Annotated in this window: 18 protein-coding genes; 5 read left to right on the forward strand and 13 right to left on the reverse strand. The window is 72.7% G+C overall.

The window, feature by feature from the left end:
- Positions 1–640: DMT family transporter (locus tag AB0K09_RS16305; protein WP_366066029.1), on the forward strand; the 640-nt coding region annotated here is incomplete at its 5' end.
- Between the two features lie 96 nt (positions 641–736).
- Complete coding sequence (locus AB0K09_RS16310; RefSeq protein ID WP_366066030.1) at positions 737–937, forward strand: DUF1918 domain-containing protein; 201 nt, start codon at positions 737–739, stop codon at positions 935–937.
- Between the two features lie 39 nt (positions 938–976).
- Here AB0K09_RS16310 and AB0K09_RS16315 read toward each other — a convergent pair whose 3' ends face one another.
- Complete coding sequence (locus tag AB0K09_RS16315; protein WP_366066031.1) at positions 977–2224, reverse strand: family 10 glycosylhydrolase; 1248 nt, start codon at positions 2222–2224, stop codon at positions 977–979.
- A gap of 157 nt (positions 2225–2381) precedes the next feature.
- Between AB0K09_RS16315 and AB0K09_RS16320 the strand changes: the two genes are divergently transcribed.
- Positions 2382–3251 (forward strand): 3-hydroxybutyryl-CoA dehydrogenase, encoded by an 870-nt coding sequence (locus AB0K09_RS16320; RefSeq protein WP_366066032.1) that lies wholly within the window; start codon positions 2382–2384, stop codon positions 3249–3251.
- 143 nt (positions 3252–3394) lie between these two features.
- On the forward strand, positions 3395–3652 hold the full coding sequence (locus AB0K09_RS16325) for a hypothetical protein (protein ID WP_366066033.1): 258 nt from the start codon (positions 3395–3397) through the stop codon (positions 3650–3652).
- A 99-nt stretch (positions 3653–3751) separates the two neighbouring features.
- On the opposite strand, the gene AB0K09_RS16330 is transcribed toward AB0K09_RS16325, so the two are convergent.
- From AB0K09_RS16330 to infC, 10 genes are all read right to left on the reverse strand, one after another.
- On the reverse strand, positions 3752–4282 hold the full coding sequence (locus AB0K09_RS16330; protein ID WP_366066034.1) for an NUDIX hydrolase: 531 nt from the start codon (positions 4280–4282) through the stop codon (positions 3752–3754).
- Between the two features lie 66 nt (positions 4283–4348).
- Positions 4349–5686 (reverse strand): transcriptional regulator, encoded by a 1338-nt coding sequence (locus AB0K09_RS16335; RefSeq protein WP_366066035.1) that lies wholly within the window; start codon positions 5684–5686, stop codon positions 4349–4351.
- Positions 5687–5768: 82 nt separating this feature from the next.
- A complete protein-coding gene (locus AB0K09_RS16340) occupies positions 5769–6950 on the reverse strand; it encodes a PP2C family protein-serine/threonine phosphatase (protein ID WP_366066036.1) in 1182 nt (393 codons plus the stop codon).
- A gap of 172 nt (positions 6951–7122) precedes the next feature.
- Complete coding sequence (gene pheT / locus AB0K09_RS16345) at positions 7123–9633, reverse strand: phenylalanine--tRNA ligase subunit beta (protein WP_366066037.1); 2511 nt, start codon at positions 9631–9633, stop codon at positions 7123–7125.
- Positions 9633–10757 carry a phenylalanine--tRNA ligase subunit alpha gene (pheS, locus tag AB0K09_RS16350; protein WP_366066038.1) on the reverse strand — a complete coding sequence of 375 codons (1125 nt, stop codon included), beginning with the start codon at positions 10755–10757 and terminating at the stop codon, positions 9633–9635. Before pheS ends, pheT begins: the two co-directional genes overlap by 1 nt.
- A 139-nt stretch (positions 10758–10896) precedes the next feature.
- Positions 10897–12000 (reverse strand): ATP-binding protein, encoded by a 1104-nt coding sequence (locus tag AB0K09_RS16355; protein ID WP_366066039.1) that lies wholly within the window; start codon positions 11998–12000, stop codon positions 10897–10899.
- A 39-nt stretch (positions 12001–12039) separates the two neighbouring features.
- Positions 12040–12873: an RNA methyltransferase gene (locus AB0K09_RS16360; RefSeq protein WP_366066044.1), complete on the reverse strand. Its 834-nt coding sequence runs from the start codon at positions 12871–12873 to the stop codon at positions 12040–12042.
- A gap of 107 nt (positions 12874–12980) precedes the next feature.
- Complete coding sequence (rplT, locus tag AB0K09_RS16365; protein WP_125652405.1) at positions 12981–13367, reverse strand: 50S ribosomal protein L20; 387 nt, start codon at positions 13365–13367, stop codon at positions 12981–12983.
- Positions 13368–13469: 102 nt separating this feature from the next.
- The gene (rpmI, locus tag AB0K09_RS16370) at positions 13470–13664 is read right to left on the reverse strand and encodes a 50S ribosomal protein L35 (protein ID WP_171085849.1); all 195 of its coding nucleotides are present in this window, start codon (positions 13662–13664) and stop codon (positions 13470–13472) included.
- 121 nt (positions 13665–13785) lie between these two features.
- Positions 13786–14451, reverse strand: coding sequence for a translation initiation factor IF-3 (gene infC, locus AB0K09_RS16375; protein ID WP_366066040.1), 666 nt, complete (start codon positions 14449–14451; stop codon positions 13786–13788).
- A 415-nt stretch (positions 14452–14866) separates the two neighbouring features.
- On the opposite strand from infC, the gene AB0K09_RS16380 reads away from it, so the two are divergent.
- The gene (locus AB0K09_RS16380) at positions 14867–15241 is read left to right on the forward strand and encodes a DUF1844 domain-containing protein (RefSeq protein WP_366066041.1); all 375 of its coding nucleotides are present in this window, start codon (positions 14867–14869) and stop codon (positions 15239–15241) included.
- An 11-nt stretch (positions 15242–15252) separates the two neighbouring features.
- Here AB0K09_RS16380 and AB0K09_RS16385 read toward each other — a convergent pair whose 3' ends face one another.
- Positions 15253–16125 carry an MIP family channel protein gene (locus AB0K09_RS16385; RefSeq protein ID WP_366066042.1) on the reverse strand — a complete coding sequence of 291 codons (873 nt, stop codon included), beginning with the start codon at positions 16123–16125 and terminating at the stop codon, positions 15253–15255.
- Positions 16126–16231: 106 nt separating this feature from the next.
- A complete protein-coding gene (locus AB0K09_RS16390) occupies positions 16232–16966 on the reverse strand; it encodes an SseB family protein (RefSeq protein ID WP_366066043.1) in 735 nt (244 codons plus the stop codon).
- Between the last annotated feature and the right edge of the window lie 102 nt (positions 16967–17068).

Consider the following 17068-nt stretch of genomic DNA (forward strand, 5'->3'; position numbering starts at 1 on the left):
CTGCATGAACGGCGTCTTCACCGTGAGGTCGACGTTCTTCGTCATCAGCTGGCGCTGGGTGAAGAACTGCGAGGCCGACATCAGGACGATCACGACGGCCGCGTACTCGGCCGTCCGCACGGGCACCCGGCACTCGCGGACCTTCTGGGCGGCGGCGGTGGCCGGGGCCGTCGTGGTGATCGTCTTCGCCGTGCAGCAGAGCGGCGGCGCGCCGACCACCGGGGACCTGTATCTGTTCGTCGCGCTGCTGGTGTGCGCGGCGGGTTACGCGGAGGGCGGCCGGCTGTCGCGCGAGATGCCGGGCTGGCAGGTCAACGCGTGGTCGCTGGTGCTGTGCCTGCCGCTCTCCGCGGCCGGGACGGCCGTCGCGCTGTCCGTCGAGCCGGTGCACCTGACCGGGCACGCGATCGCGGGCCTGGCGTGGCTGGCGGTGGGCACGCAGGTCGTCGGCATGATGGTCTGGTACCGCGGCATGGCCGCGATCGGTGTCCCCCGGGCCAGCCAGTTCCAGTTGGCGCAACCGCTGCTCACCCTGGTGTGGTCCGTGCTGCTGCTCGGCGAAAGGCTGACGCCGGCCGCGCCGCTGGCCGCCGTGGCCGTGCTGGTCTGCATCGCGGTGACCCAGCGGTCGCGCTCCTGAATCGCGCGCCTGAGCGGGACATATCCGGCGGGCCAACCCTAGACTGGGAGGCGATCCCAGTGGATGTTCGTACCTCGATCGGAAGGATCACCGTCGATGCATGCGAGCAAGGGCGACCGTTTGGTGGTGCACGGCAGGGTGGTCGGTCAGCACGACCACGTCGTGGAGATCGTGGAGGTGCTCGGCCCGCAGGGTTCGCCGCCGTACCGCGTCCGCGCCGAGGACGGACACGAGACGATCATGTCCCCCGGCCCCGATTCCGTGGTGGACCACCGCAAGGCGAGCGACCGGCTCTGACGTCGCTGGACGCGGCCGGCCGGACGCATGCCGCCGGCCCTAACGCGGCGGGCGCGCGCGGTGGGGGTAGTGGTCCCTGACCACGCGCGTCATGGCCCCGATGGGGTCGGCGGCCACGTGCTTGGCCGAGAAGTAGACGTTGCCCTGGACTTCCGGATGCTCCCGGTCGAGGGTGAGGTGGCGCGAGAGCTCGGCCGGGTCCTGCCACGGCGCGGGCTGGGCGGGGTCGCCGGCGCGGTAGAGCGCCTCGCCGATGTAGAGGCGGGTCCCGGTGCCGCGCACGGTCTCGGCCCACCACGGCACCAGCACGGCGTAGTCGGCCGCCGGATGACCGATGTGCCAGTACACCTGCGGCACGATGTAGTCGATCCAGCCCTCCCGGGCCCAGCGGCGGGTGTCGGCGTACAGGTCGTCGTAGGTCTGCACCCCGGCCCGGGTGTCCGAGCCGCGCGGGTCGGTGCTCTTGTTGCGCCAGACGGCGAACGGGCTGATGCCGAACCGCACGTGCCGCTTGCGCCGCCGGACGCGCTCGCGCGTCTCCCGCACCAGCCGGTCGATGTTGTCGCGCCGCCAGGCGGCGCGGTCGGGGAAGCCGCCGCCCCAGCGCTCGTAGGCGGCGGTGTCGTCGAAGGTCTCGCCGGCGACCGGATAGGGGTAGAAGTAGTCGTCGAAGTGGACGCCGTCGAGGTCGTAGCGCCAGACGGCGTCCAGCATGGCGTCCTGGACGAAGCGGCGAACCTCGGGCAGGCCCGGGTTGTAGTAGAGCTTGCCGCCGTAGGGCAGCACCCAGTCGGGGTGGACACGTGCGGGATGGGTGGGCACCAGCCGGCCCGGGTCGGTGTGGTTGGCGACCCGGTACGGGTTGAACCAGCCGTGCAGCTCCAGGCGGCGGCGGTGGGCCTCGCGGACCGCGAAGGCCACCGGGTCCCAGCCGGGTGACCGGCCCTGGACGCCGGTCAGATACTCCGACCACGGCTCGTAGCGGGAGGGCCAGAAGGCGTCCGCCGTGGGACGCAGTTGCAGCAGGACGGCGTTGAGACGGCGGGCGACGGCCGCGTCGAACAGCGCGAGCAGCTCGGCCCGTTGCCGCTCGGGGGTCAGACCGGGGCGGGAGGGCCAGTCGACATTGGCGACGGTGGCGGCCCACATCCCCCGGAACTCACGCTTCCGGTCGGTGCCGCCGGTCGACGGCGCGCTCTCCAGCGCCCCGCTCTCGCCGGACGCCAGCATGGCCGTCATCGCTCCGGCGGCGGCCACGGTGAACCCTCTTCGGCTCAAACGTCCCATATGCGCGTCCCCTTTCCGGGTTGTACGCCCTGTGCGCTCAAGCATGCCCGCCCCGGCCCCTTCGGCACCGTACGTGGCGGAGTAACGTCTTTTCCCAAGGCGGCGCCGACGACCTTCGGCAACCCGCCCGTCGACGAAGATCAGCGAAAGGCACGATGTGACGGACACTGTGGCAGACGTGACACGCGTCGGTGTGGTCGGCTGCGGCCAGATGGGCGCGGGCATCGCGGAGGTGTGTGCCCGGTCGGGCCTGGAGGTCAAGGTCGCCGAGACCACCGGCGAGGCCCTGGAACTCGGCCGCACCCGGCTGGTCAACTCCCTGGAGAAGGCCGCCGAACGCGGCAAGATCTCCGAGGAGGAGCGGGACGCGGCCCTGGCGCGGCTGAGCTTCACCACGGACCTCGGCGAGTTCGCCGACCGTGATCTCGTCATCGAGGCGGTGGTCGAGAACGAGCAGGTCAAGACCGAGATCTTCCAGGTCCTGGACCAGGTGGTGACCCGCCCGGACGCGATCCTGGCCTCCAACACCTCCTCCATCCCGCTGGTGAAGCTGGCCGTGGCGACCTCCCGCCCGGACCGGGTCATCGGCATCCACTTCTTCAACCCGGCCCCGGTGCAGAAGCTCGTGGAGCTGATCCCGGCGCTGACCACCAGCGAGGAGACCATCAAGCGCGCCGACGCGCTCGTCTCGAACGTCCTGGGCAAGCACGCGATCCGGGCCCAGGACCGCTCCGGTTTCGTCGTCAACGCCCTGCTCATCCCGTATCTGCTCTCGGCGATCCGGATGTTCGAGTCCGGCATCGCCAGCCGTGAGGACATCGACAACGGCATGGAGCTGGGCTGCGCCCACCCCATGGGCCCGCTCAAGCTCTCCGACCTCATCGGCCTCGACACGGTGGCCTCGGTCGCGTACTCGATGTACGAGGAGTACAAGGAGCCGCTGTACGCCGCTCCCCCGCTGCTCCAGCGCATGGTCGACGCGGGCCGCCTGGGCCGCAAGACCGGCTCCGGCTTCTACACCTACTGAGCGTGACGGCGGCGCGCCCCCTTCACACGGGGTGTGCGCCGCTGACCCGCACTCACCCTCCGCACACGCTCCCCTTCCGCCTGGCCACGCGATTGACTCGACTCATCGGCAAGCGCAGCACTCTTCCGGAAGGGGTACGGAACGTGACCATCCATCCCGAGCACGCCGCGAAGGCGGCCGAGCTCGCGGAGCTTCGGCGCAGCCTCGATGTCGGCGTCGTCCGCATCGACGGCCACCTCGCGCTGCTCGCGCAGCGCAGTGAGCAGGCAGAGCGGGATCTCTCCGAGGTGGCCGAGCGGGTACGGGCCCTGGAGCACGGCAAATGGCCGCTGCCGTCGCTGGCGGCGCTCACCGGGGTCGCTGCGCTGGCGCTTGCTGTGTGGCAAGCGGCTGGGCGGTGAGGTCGCTTCGTCTGCGGGCCCGGCGTGGCTTGTGGCGCCCACGCGGCGGAGTCGCACAGTGAGGCAGCCCCGCGCCCCTTACGGGGCGCGGGGAGCCGGTCAGCCGAGGCGGATGTGGTGCAGGAGCAGCAGGGCGGCGGCCATGTTCGCGGCCGGCACCTCTCCGCGGGCGATCATGTCGGGGACGAGCTTGAGCGGCACCCACTCGCGGCGGTCCGACTCGAAGCCGTCCTCCGGGTCGCCGATGTACTCGGCCTCGTCGGTCCAGTAGATGTGGTGCCGGGCGTCGGTGAGACCGTTGGACGGCTCGACGGACATCAGATGCCTCAGCGGCCCCGGCCGCCACCCGGTCTCCTCCTCCATCTCACGGGCCGCGGCGTCGGCGACCTCCTCGCCGTCCTCGACGACGCCGGCCGCCAGTTCCCAGCCCCAGTTGTCGGTGATGAAGCGGTGCCGCCACAACAGCAGGACCTCATTGGCCGCGTTGACCACCGTCGCCACGGCGACGGGCCGCAGCCGGATGAGGAAGTGATCGAGGTGACGGCCGTCGGGGAGTTCGACATCCGCGAGATTGACCCGGAACCACCGGTTCTCGTAGACGGTCAGCTCCCTGAGATTCTTCCAACGCACGTGTCTGCCACCTTCCGCCGAGGTGGCCACCTACCGGGCGCTGTCCTCACAACGGAGTCACACCTCTCACAAGGGCACACGCAGCGCCCCGTCGATCATCTCCGCGGCCTCGGCCGTGGCCGCGCACCCGCTTTCGATCAGGTGCTCGCGCACCGCCCGGAGCCGGTCCCGTAGACGCTGCGATTCCATGCCTCTCGCCTGCTCGGTCATCTCCCGTGCGGTGGCCACCGCCTTGTCCGCGTCTCCCTGACGCAGCTCGATGTGCGTGAGCATGGCGAGCCGGTGGACACGGCCCCGGTCGTGCGCGGGCGTGTCGACGGCCCGGTCCGCGTGCTCACGGGCGGGTCCGAGGTCGCCGAGGCTGAGCAGCGCCTCCGCCACCTGTACGTTCACCAGACCGGGCTGGACATAGCCGGTCTCGGCGGGTTCCTGGCCACGGTGGATGCGCTCGGCGGCGGCCTCGGCGCGCCGGATGCAGCCGAGCGCCCCGGCACCGTCACCGAGCCGTGCGTAGGCCTTGGCCTGCATGGCGTAGAGATCGGCGGCGAGTGCCGGGGTGATGTTCGCCCCCGCGGCGCGGAGCGCCGACTCGGCGAAGGCGACCGCCTGCCGGTACTCCCCCATGAAGAGCGACTGATTGACGAGGAGTGCGATCACATAGGCGCCCAGACCGCGGTCCCCGCTGGCCTTGGCGAGCCGCAGCGCCTGGTGGAAGTAGCGCTGGGCGAGTCCGTGCGCGTCGGAGTCGTAGGCGCAGATCCCGGCGACGGCGACGAGCCCGCCGGTCGCCCGGTGCAGCTGGCGTCCCATGGCGTCGGAGTAGCTGCCGCGCAGCAGCGGCGCCGCCTCGGCGTTGAGGAAGCCGACGACCCGGGCCCGGGTCGCGACGCCGCCGGCCTTGCGGTACATCTGCTCGTAGTGCGCGCGGGCCGCGCGCAGCATCTCGATGTCGTCCATGGAGACCCGGGTCAGCCCGCGCCGCGAGACGTCGGCGTCCTCGGGCGGATTCTCCCACTCCCAGACCGGGATGACGGCGGGGGTACCGGTGACGGCAGGGGCCCGGACGACGTGTTCGCGCTGCTGTTCGTCCGAGCGCCACAGGGCGGTGGCGCGCTCGACGAAGCCGTTCAGCGGGGTGCCGGAGGTCCGGGGGGTGCCGGGGGTGCCGAGGCCGATGTCGTCGAGGGTCAGCGCGCGGTGCAGCCGTTCGCCGAGAACCTCGCAGATCAGATCCGGTACCTGGCCCCGGGGACGCTGGCCCTTCAGCCAGCGGGCCACGGCGGTGTGTTCGTACCGCAGTGCCAGCCCCCGGGCCCGGCCCGCCGCGTTGATGTGGGCGGCCAGTGCGGCGTGGGAGATCCCCGCCTCGTCGAGGACGGCGTCGAGGAGTGTGTTGGGCTCCATCCTGCCCTCCGGTGCGCTCGGTGGAATCAGGCTAGTGGAGATCCCTTCGCACGGGGTGTGAACGGGCCACCGCCCGCGCACGTCAGCCGTGCGGGCAGGAACGGGCCAGCGCGTGCTGTTCCCGCTCGGGCAGGGGGACGCGGTCGTTGCGCAGGACGAGCAGGGCGAGATCGTCGCCGAGGACACCGCCGGTGTGCCGCAGCAGGGCGGCCCTGACGTGCGCGACGACGGCCTCGGGGGCGGCCGCCGTGCCGTGCGCGGCCTGGCCGAGGGCGCGGGTCAGCGGGAAGAACCGGCCCGCCGCGTCCCGGGCGTCCTCGGCGCCGTCGGTGTGCAGCACGAGGGCGTCACCGGGCAGCAGCCGGGTCAGCCGGAGCAGGGGCGGCTCGGCGGGCAGCGGGAACATGCCCAGCGGCGGCATGGGGTCACCGGGGGCCAGCGCGAGCGCCGGGCGCTCGGCGCCGACGGCGGCGGGCAGCCGGTGCGGCCAGGGGTGGCCGCAGTTGAGGGCCACGACCTCGCCGTCGGCGCGGATCTCCAGCAGCAGCACGGTGGCGAACTCCTCGGCGTCGAGCCGGGAGTCGGGCGGGGGCGAGTGGCTCACGGGGCCGCGGTCGGCGAGATGACGGTGGAGGGCCCGCTCCAGCCGGCACAGGACGCCGGGGAGTTCGGGCTCGTCGTGGGCGGCCTCGCGGAAGCTGCCCAGCAGGGCGGCGACGGTGCCGAGCGCGGGCAGGCCGTGGCCGCGCACGTCCCCCATGACGGCGCGCACGCCGTGCGGGGTGGCGAGCACCTCGTACAGATCGCCCCCGACCAGGGCGCCCTCGCTGGCGGACAGGTGCCCGCCGGCCAGGGCGATGCCGTCGACGCGGGAGGGCAGCGGGCGCAGCAGGGCACGCTGGGCGGTGGCCGCGATCTCCTTGGTGCGCTCCAGCTCGCGGGCCAGCCGGTGCCCCCGGCCGGTGGTGAGGTAGCCGGTGACGACGACGGCGAGGATGGCGCAGCAGGTGCCCGTGCGCGAGGCGGCGCCGCCCGCGCCGGGGCCCATGGGCACGAGCGCGAAGAGCGCGCAGGCGCCGCCGAGCACGACGCACTGGCGGCGGCCGCTCCCGGCGCAGGCGATGGCGGGCGCGGCGGCGAGGAGTTGGACGAACTGGGTCCCGAGAGGACTGAGGAGCTCCCAGAGGACGACTCCGAGCACCCACAGCCCGGGCAGTGCGAACACCAAACCTCGCCAGCAGCGAAGCGCCCCGGTACGGATCATGCCGTCGGCCCCCCTAGCAGCAAGACGCGTCGATTCTCGCGGAGGGGCCGCGCGGAAGTAACGACCTGACGGGGCAATTCCACTCTATTGAGTGACCTTTGAGGCGAGGAGATGCGGAAGGGGCGCCCCGGAGTACCGGGACGCCCCTTTCTGTGCGTGAACGGTGCGGCGGTTACGCGCCGCGCAGCACCGCGCCCGTGCGCTCGACGGCGGCGCTGACCGCCGCCTCGCGGGCGGCGGACGCCTCGTCGGCGGTCAGGGTGCGGTCCGAGGCACGGAAGCGCAGCGCGTAGGCCAGCGACTTCTTGCCCTCGCCGAGCTGCTCGCCGGTGAAGACGTCGAACAGGCGCAGCGACTCCAGGAGTTCGCCGGCGCCGGACCGCAGCGCGGCCTCGACGTCCGCCGCGGCGACCGAGGAGTCGACGACCAGCGCGACGTCCTGGGTGGCCACCGGGAAGGCGGAGACGCCCGGGGCCTGCACCGGGCCGGTGCCGGCCTGCTCCAGGCGGTCCAGCTCGATCTCCATGGCGCAGGTGCGCTCCGGCAGCCCGAAGGCCTTGGTGACGCGCGGGTGCAGCTCACCGGCGTTGCCCACGAGCACCTCCTGGCCGTCCACGACGGCCAGCAGCGCGGCGCAGCGGCCGGGGTGGAAGGGCGCCTGCTGGTCCTGGCGGACGATCAGCTCGACACCGGCCTGCTGGGCCACCGTGCGGCCGGCCTCGATGGCGTCGGCCCAGGTGGCCTGGCGGCCCTTGCCCCACCAGCCGTCCCGCTCGCGGGCCCCGGCCAGGACGACACCGGCGCGGCGCGGCTGCTGCGGCAGCGCGGCGTTCAGGCCGGCGATCTCCTCGTCGGTGGGACGGCGGTCGACCGGCAGCCGCACCGGGGCGACCTCGTCACCGGTGGGCCGGAAGACCAGGCCGGTCTCGAAGAGGGCCAGGTCGTGCTCGCCACGGCCGACGTTGCGGCGCAGGGCGGCGAACAGGCCGGGCAGCAGCGTGGTGCGCAGGGCCGGCTCGGTGTCGGAGAGCGGGTTGACCATCCGCACCGTGGAACGGCGCGGGTCGTCGGCCTCCAGGCCCAGGTGGTCCAGGGCCTCGTCCGAGACGAACGGGTAGTTGAGCACCTCGACGTAGCCCGCGCCGGCCAGTGCCCGGCCGACCCGGCGGTGCAGGCGCTGCCGCTCGGTCAGCCCGCGGCCGGCGGGCGGCTGCGGCAGGGTGGAGGGCAGGTTCTCGTAGCCCTCCAGCCGGATGACCTCCTCGGCGAGGTCGTTGGGGTCGGTGAGGTCGGGGCGCCAGCTGGGCACGGTGACGATCAGCTCGTCCTGCCCGTAGACGTCGCAGCCGACCTGCTGGAGGCGGCGGACGACGGTCTCCCGGCCGTACTCGACACCGGCCAGGCGGTCCGGGTGGTCGGCGCGCAGGGCGATGGTGCGCGGGGCGCCGGGCGTGGCGAACTCGGTGACGCCGGGCTCGGCGGTGCCGCCGGCGAGCAGCACCAGCAGGTCCACGGCGCGCTGGGCCGCCGCGGAGGTGGCCTGCGGGTCGACGCCGCGCTCGAAGCGCTTGGAGGCCTCGGAGGACAGCTTGTGGCGGCGGGCGGTGCGGGCGATCGCGACCGGGTCGAAGTGCGCGGCCTCGACGACGACCTCGGTGCTGACCCGGTCGGTGCCGTGGTCGGCGATCTCCGTGTCGGCACCGCCCATCACACCGGCGAGGCCGATGGGGCCGTTGTCGTCGGTGATGACCAGGTCCTCGGCGTCCAGGACGCGCGTGGTGCCGTCGAGGGTGACGAGCTTCTCGCCGGCCTCGGCGCGGCGGACCCCGATCGGGCCGGCGACGCGGGAGCGGTCGTAGGCGTGCAGCGGCTGGCCGAGCTCGAGCATCACGTAGTTGGTGATGTCCACGGTGAGCGAGACCGGGCGCATGCCGGCCTTCTGCAGGCGGCGCTGGAGCCAGATCGGGGAGCGGGCCTCGGGGTCGACGCCGGCGACGGTGCGGGCGGTGAAGCGGTCGCAGCCGGCCGGGTCGGCGACCTTGACCGGGTAGCCGTCGGCGTTGGGCGCGGGCACGTCCAGCAGGGCCGGGTCGCGCAGCGGCAGGCCGTAGGCGGTGGCGGCCTCGCGGGCGATGCCGCGCATCGACAGGCAGTAGCCGCGGTCGGCGGTGACGGCGATGTCGAGGACCTCGTCGACGATCTCCAGCAGCGCGATGGCGTCGGTGCCGGCCTCGTGCTCCGGCGGCAGCACGATGATGCCGTGCGTGCCGTCGTCGCCCATGCCCAGCTCGTCGCCGGAGCAGATCATGCCGCGCGAGACCTTGCCGTAGGTCTTGCGCTCGGCGATCGCGAAGTCGCCGGGCAGCACGGCGCCCGGGAGCGCCACGACGACCTTGTCGCCGACGGTGAAGTTGCGGGCGCCGCAGACGATCTCCTGCGGTTCGCCGGTGCCGTTGGCGGAGCCGACGTCGACGGTGCAGAAGCGGATGGGCTTGCGGAAGCCCTCCAGCTCCTCGATGGTGAGGACCTCGCCGACCACCAGCGGGCCGGTCAGGTCGGAGCCGAGCCGCTCGACGCGCTCGACCTCCAGACCGGCGGCGATCAGCTTGGCCTGCACGTCACGGCCGGTCTCGCCGGCCGGCAGGTCGACGTATTCCCGCAGCCAGGAAAGCGGGGCGCGCATCAGATCTCCATCCCGAACGGCCGGGTGAAGCGCACGTCACCTTCGACCATGTCTCGCATGTCCTCGACGTTGTGGCGGAACATCAGCAGTCGCTCGATGCCGAAACCGAAGGCGAAGCCGCTGTACTTCTCCGGGTCGATGCCCGCGGCGACCAGCACGCGCGGGTTGACCATGCCGCAGCCGCCCAGCTCGATCCAGCCCTCGCTGGAGCAGGTGCGGCAGGGGCGGTCGGGGTTGCCCGCCGACTCGCCGCGGCAGACGTAGCACTGCATGTCCAGCTCGGCCGACGGCTCGGTGAACGGGAAGTAGTTCGGGCGGAGCCGGGTCGTCAGGCCCTCGCCGAACAGGGCGCGCACCATGTGCTCGATGGTGCCCTTGAGGTCGGCCATGGTCAGGCCCTCGTCGATGGCGAGGAGCTCGACCTGGGTGAAGACCGGGGTGTGGGTGGCGTCCAGCTCGTCGTGCCGGTAGACGCGGCCCGGGCAGACGACGTAGACGGGCGGCTCGCGGTGGAGCATGCTGCGCACCTGCACCGGGGAGGTGTGGGTGCGCAGCACGAGACCGGAGTCCGCGCCCTTCTTCTCCCGGCCCTGGACGAAGAGAGTGTCCTGGGTGGCGCGGGCCGGGTGGTCCGGGCCGATGTTGAGGGCGTCGAAGTTGAACCACTCGGTCTCGACCTCGGGGCCCTCGGCCACCTCGTAGCCCATGGCGACGAAGATGTCCTCGATGCGCTCGCAGAGCGTGGTGAGCGGGTGCCGGGCGCCGGCCGGAACGCGGTCGTGGGGCAGCGTGACGTCCACCGCCTCCTCGACGAGCACCCGGGCGTCGCGCTCGGCCTCCAGCTCGGCCTGGCGGCCGGCCAGGGCCTTGTTCACGGCGCCGCGGGCCATGCCCACGCGCTTGCCGGCCTCGGCCTTGGCCTGCGGCGGCAGGGCACCGATCTCGCGGTTGGCCAGCGAGAGCGGGGAGCTCGGGCCGGTGTGGGCGACCTTCGCCTCGTGGAGCGCGTCGAGGTCACCGGCGGCGGCGAAGGCGGCGAGCGCCTCGTCCCGCATGCGCTCGATCTCTTCCGGTTTCAGTGCCTCGACCTCGACAGGGTCGTACGACTTATTGGGTGCCGACATCTCTTCCCGTGCTTCCAATTAGCTGGCTTCGCTTCGCTGCGCGGTCTCGCCCGACGACGTTGGCAGTAGGTGTGTGCCAAAGGTGCCAAAGGTCGAGTCTAAAGGGCGTGGGGCGCCCGATGGGCCCGTGGGTTGCCGCTCAGCCCCGCTCCAGGAAGGCCGGGGCGCCCACGGGCAGGGTAAATCGGAACTGGGCGCCGCCGCGCGGACCCCTTCCGACCGTGATCGTCCCGCCGTGGGCGTCGATGATGCCCTTGACGATGTACAGCCCGAGGCCGGTGCCGCCGCGCTTGCTGCCCCGCCAGAAGCGGGTGAAGACGCGGGTCATGGATTCCTCCGGGATGCCGGGGCCCTCATCGCTGACGGTGACCGCGGTCCCCTCCGTGCGGGCCTTCAGCCGGGCTGCAGACACCTCTATGGTGACCGTTCCCTCACCGTGGCGCACCGCGTTTTCCAGCAGGTTGCCCAGCACCTGGTCGATCTTGTCCGGATCGGCCCAGAGCGCGGGCAGCGGCCCGGTCACCTCCACGCGGAAGCGGTCCTCCCCCAGCCCGCCCGTGGTGTACGCCTGGACGTGCCGGCGCACGGCGGCGGCCATGTCCACGGGCTGGCGGCGCACCTCCAGCCGGCCGGAGTCGATGCGGGAGATGTCGAGCAGCTCGGCGATCAGCCGGGTGACGCGGTCGGCGTCGGCGTCGACGGTCTCCAGCATCAGCCGCTTCTGGTCGTCGGTGAACCGCTCCCACTTCGCGAGCAGGGTCGCGGTGAAGCCCTTGACCGAGGTCAGCGGCGAGCGCAGCTCATGCGCGACGGTGGCGATCAGCTCGGCGTGACTGCGCTCGGTGCGGCGGCGCGCCTCGGTGCCGCGCAGCTGGACCACGAGCCGCACCACGGGCCCGGTGGGCCGCTCCCGGACGTACCGGGCGGTGACGAGCACCTGGCGGCCGCCGGGGAGCAGCAGGTTCCGCTCGGGCTGGCCGGCGCGGGTGGCCAGCCCGCCGTAGGGGTCGGTCAGCTGCCACCAGCGGCGGCCGTCGAGGTCCTCCAGCGGCAGGACGCTCTCCAGCGGCCTGCCGAGCGCCTGCTCGGCCCGGACCGCCGTGATCCGGGCGGCCGCGGCGTTGAAGCAGGTCACACGGCCGGTGGCGTCGGCCACGACCAGGCCGTCCGGCAGCTCGTCGGCGTGCGGGACGAGCCCCTCGACGGCAGGCGGGCATGCCTCGGCCGTACTCCTGACGTTCATGTGCGACACCCCCTGCCGAACCCCCGGAGCGCCACCCTACTAGCTGGATGTCACGGAGCGGCACCCTCCGGACGCGCGCTGCGCACGCGCGGAGGCGTAGAGGCAGACGGCGGCGGCGGTGGCCAGGTTGAGGCTCTCGGCCTTCCCGTGGATCGGGACGCGCACCACGGCGTCGGCCAGCGCGCGGGTCTCCTCGGGCAGGCCCCACGCCTCGTTCCCGAAGACCCAGGCGGTCGGCTCGCCCATGGCGCCCCGGTCGAGCTCGGCGTCGAGGTCGCGGTCGCCCGCGCCGTCGGCGGCCAGGACGCGCACCCCGGCCCCGCGCAGTCCGCGCACGGCCTGCTCGACGGGCACGCCGACGGCAACCGGCAGGTGGAAGAGCGAGCCCACGGAGGCGCGGACGGACTTGGGGTTGTACAGGTCGACGGAGGCGTCGGTCAGCACGACCGCGTCGGCGCCGGCGGCGTCCGCGCAGCGCAGCACGGTGCCGGCGTTCCCGGGGTCGCGGACGTGCGCGAGGACGGCGACCAGGCGGGGGCGGGCGGCGAGGACGTCCTCGAAGGGCGTGTCCAGGAACCGGCACAGGCCGACGATGCCCTGCGGGGTGACGGTCTCGGACATCGCGGCGATGACCTCGTCCGTGGCGATGAGCACGGGGACGCCCGCGGCGCGGGCGGCGGTCACGATGTCGGCGTGGCGCTCGGCGGCGTCCGGCGTCACATACACCTCGATCAGGTGCTCGACGGCCTCGCGGACGGACTGCGGCCCCTCCGCCAGGAAGCGGCGCTCCTTGGCGCGGAAGCTGCGCTTGGACAGACGGCGGGCCGCGACGACGCGGGGCGATCGCAGGGAGGTCAGCTCGGGGGCGCCCATGAACAGGGGACTCACTTCGTGCGTAATGGCCAGGGAGGGGAACAACGCGACGGACCCGCAGGCCGGAAGGGGCCTGCGGGTCCGGTCGGTGCCTTACGACGCCGGGATCAGGCGGCGGCCTTCGGCGCGTTGACGTCGGCCGGCAGCGCCTTCTGGGCCACCTCGACGAGGGCGGCGAACGCGTTGGCGTCGTTGACCGCGAGCTCGGCCAGGATCTTGCGGTCCACCTCGATGTTGGCGGCCTTCAGACCCTGGATGAGGCGGTTGTAGGTCATGCCGTTCTGGCGGGCAGCGGCGTTGATGCGCTGGATCCACAGCTGACGGAAGTCACCCTTGCGCTTCTTGCGGTCGTTGTAGTTGTAGACCAGCGAGTGGGTGACCTGCTCCTTGGCCTTGCGGTACAGGCGGGAGCGCTGGCCGCGGTAACCGCTGGCGGCCTCGAGGATCGCCCGGCGCTTCTTGTGGGCGTTGACTGCGCGCTTGACGCGTGCCACTTGATTAACTCCTTGTAGCGGGGCCGTGGAGGGCAATCACACGACCCGGATTCGATTGGGTCCCGGTCCGACGCGCACCCCGGGCGAGCGGGGTGCCAGGCGTCACTTGCCGAGAAGCTTCTTGATCTTCGCGGCGTCGCCCGGGGCCATCTCGGCGTTGCCGGTGAGGCGACGCGTCAGCTTGGACGACTTGTGCTCGAGCAGGTGGCGCTTGCCGGCGCGCTCACGCAGCACCTTGCCGGAGCCCGTGATCTTGAAGCGCTTGCTGGCACCGCTGTGCGTCTTGTTCTTCGGCATCGCGCCGTATCTCCTCGTCGGTGGCGCCCCCGCCCGGTGACGGGCGCGTGGGAGCGTCAGCTGTTTCGGTTGCTGCCCGGGGCGGCGGCCCCGGGATGGATCCAGGGCTCACGCCCCCGGATCACGCCTCTGCGGGCTCCTCGGCGTTGCCCTGAGTGGATCCACCCTGGCGCTCCGCCTTGCGAGCGGCCTGGGCCTCGCGGGCTTCGGCCATCGCCTCGGTCTTCTTCTTGTGCGGACCGAGGACCATGATCATGTTCCGGCCGTCCTGCTTGGGGTTCGACTCGACGAAGCCCAGGTCCTGGACGTCCTCCGCGAGCCGCTGCAGCAGTCGGTAGCCCAGCTCGGGCCGGGACTGCTCGCGACCACGGAACATGATCGTGATCTTGACCTTGTCGCCCTGCTTGAGGAACCGGACGACGTGACCCTTCTTGGTGTCGTAGTCGTGCGGGTCGATCTTCGGCCGGAGCTTCATCTCCTTGATGACCGTGTGCGCCTGGTTCTTGCGCGCCTCACGGGCCTTCATGGCCGACTCGTACTTGAACTTCCCGTAGTCCATGAGCTTGCAGACCGGCGGGCGTGCGTTCGCCGCCACCTCGACCAGGTCGAGGTCGTACTCCTGCGCAAGCTCCAGGGCCTTGGCAAGCGGCACAATGCCGACCTGCTCGCCACTGGGACCGACAAGTCGCACCTCGGGAACGCGAATCCGGTCGTTGATGCGGGGCTCGGCGCTGATGGATCCTCCTCGGTAGCACCCACGCGACGGTCCTTGTCGACCACCGCGCAAATTCTTCTCGTGAGACCTCACCGCGACGGCGCAATGGAAAACGCCCCGGCAGGGACACAGGCGGGGCTCCATGAACCGGAACACCGCCACGGAATATCCCGCGGGGCGCGCATCGGGCGGCTCCATCGTCCGTACGGAACGATGGCCACCGCCTGACCGGAGACCTGCCGGCCTTGAGCCGGCGAGGTGGGAGTTCGGAGCCTCCACTTGTGGGCCGGGCACGCAGGTGTCCGGCCGGTCGCTCTTCAGCATACCAGTGCCCCGGCCCGGTCCCCACTCGTGCACGCGGGGGCCCGCCGGCGAGCGACCACGACGCGGCGGACCGGGGTTCTCGCACCGGGCCGCAGCCCCTGCGACCCTCCGCCGGACAGGCCATAGGCTGGTGCCCGCACAGTCCCACGATGGAAGAGCAGCGATGAGCGACGCCACCCCCGAGTCCACCCCGTCTCCCGAGACGCCCGACTTCGACACCCTCACCCGCGACATCGCGGAGGTGCCCGCGGTCGAGGTGATCACGACGGTCGCGGTGCACCTGATGAGCGCCGCCGCGGTCAACCTGGGGCTGGCCGAGGAGGGCGAGGCCCACAAGGACCTCGACGAGGCCCGCAAGCTGATCAACGCCCTCGCCGGGCTGGTCACCGCGAGCGTGACGGAGATCAGCAACTTCCACGCCGGTCCGCTGCGCGACGGTCTGAAGTCGCTCCAGCTCGCCTTCCGCGAGGCGTCCGTGGTGCCGGACGAGCCCGGCCAGGGCCCCGGCGAGAAGTACACGGGCCCGGTCTTCGGCTGAGGCTCCCGCCCCTAGGGCCGGCGGGGCTTGCCCCGGGTGCCGCCGGCTCCGCCCTCGCCTCTCGCTCCGCCGCCGCCCGTGCCGTGGAGGCGCTCCTCGCCCGTCAGGTGTCCGGGCGCCGCCTGGAAGCGGGGGGCCGTCCGCTCGTCCGCCACCAGGACCGGCGCCTGCGGCGGGTGGGTGACCTGGTGGGCGAGCGCCGCGAGCGCCGCGCCGACCAGCGGGGCCACGATGAACAGCCACAGCTGCGAGAGCGCTGCGCCGCCCGCGAAGACGGCCGGGCCGAGGCTGCGGGCGGGGTTCACGGAGCAGCCGGTCAGCGGGATGCCGACCAGGTGGACCACCGCGAGGACCAGGCCGATCGCCAGTCCGTCGAAGCCGACCATGGCGACCTTGTGGGTCACCGCGAGCACGACGAAGACCAGCACGAAGGTCATCAGCACCTCGGCGAGGAACGCGCCCCCGGTGTCGATGTGCACCGCCGAGCGGTCGCCGAAGCCGTTGCTGCCGAAGGCGCCGCTGGTCTTGAGCCCCGGCACCTGCTTGGCCAGCAGGAACAGCAGGGCGGCGCCGACGATGCCGCCGAGCAGCTGGGCGACCCAGTACTCGATGGCCGTGCGGAGTGTGATCCGGCCCTCGACCAGCATCCCGAACGTGATGGCCGGGTTGACGTGGCTGCCCGAGACCGGCCCGAGGCCGTAGATGAGGGCCAGCAGGGTGAAGCCGAACGCCAGCGCGATGCCGAGGACGCCGATGTAGTCCGCCGCCAGGACGGCGGAGCCGACGGCGAAGAAGACCAGCAGCAGCGTCCCGATGAACTCGGCCGCGATGGTGCGCGTCCTCAGAGGGTCCAGCTTCAGGGCGTCGAGCTTCACGGCGTCCATGGCGACCTCCAGGATCTTGTGGACCTGTCCTTCGCATTGTCGGACGATCCACGCAAGCCCGCCTGTCGGAGATCGCGCGGTCCCGGCGCCGATCCCGGCGCCGGTCTCAGCGGCTGAAGAGCGGATCCCCCGGAGCCGGGACGCCGGCCGGGAGCAGGGCCAGGTCGAGGCCCCGCACGAGCCGGGCCCGCAGCACCTCCGCGCCGGCCAGGGCCTCCGCGACGCGCCGCAGCACCTCGGCGGGGGCCGCGCCCGGCGCGACCGTGAGGGCGAGCGTGCCGTCGGCGTCCTTCGCCGGTACGAGGTGGGCCCGGTGCACGCCGGCCTCGGCGGCCAGGATCTCCCGCAGCGCGCCCGTGACGGCCGGGTCGGCCAGCGGGTCGGCGCTCGCGCGGCCCTCGGCGAGTGCGAGCAGCGCGGGGCCGGTCAGCGGATAGGTGACGGGTCCGGCCAGGTCGAGGACGATCGTGTCCGCCTTCTCGTGCGCGGCGGCCTGGAGCGCCTGGTGCAGCGGCACGGCCACGGGGCGCGCGTCCGCCCGCCACCGGGCGAGCGTCTCGACGGAGGTGAAGGCGGGCAGCGCCCGGCGCCCGTCCGGCGCCTGCAGCGTCGGCACGGCCATGTCGCTGGTCTTCTCGCGCTTCAGCCCGTCCGGGCCGGTCTCGACCTCTCCGAGCACGGCGACCACGGGCACCAGCAGCCGGGCCTTGCCCAGCGCGGCCAGCACGCGGGGCTCGGCGCCCCGGTCCTCCGCCCAGGCGGCGAGGGCGGCGGCGAGTTCGGGGTGGGCGGAGCCGTCGTCGTCGGAGAAGCCGGGATCGGGGATGTTCTTCAGGGCCACGACGTGACCCTATCTCCCACGACCGGGGGCCCCGCCGCCGGACCCCGGGCCCGGGTCAGGGGAAGAAACCAGAGCGTCAGACCGACCACCAGCAAGCCGACC

This window comes from Streptomyces sp. NPDC049577 (assembly GCF_040675635.1).
GTDB lineage: Bacteria > Actinomycetota > Actinomycetes > Streptomycetales > Streptomycetaceae > Streptomyces.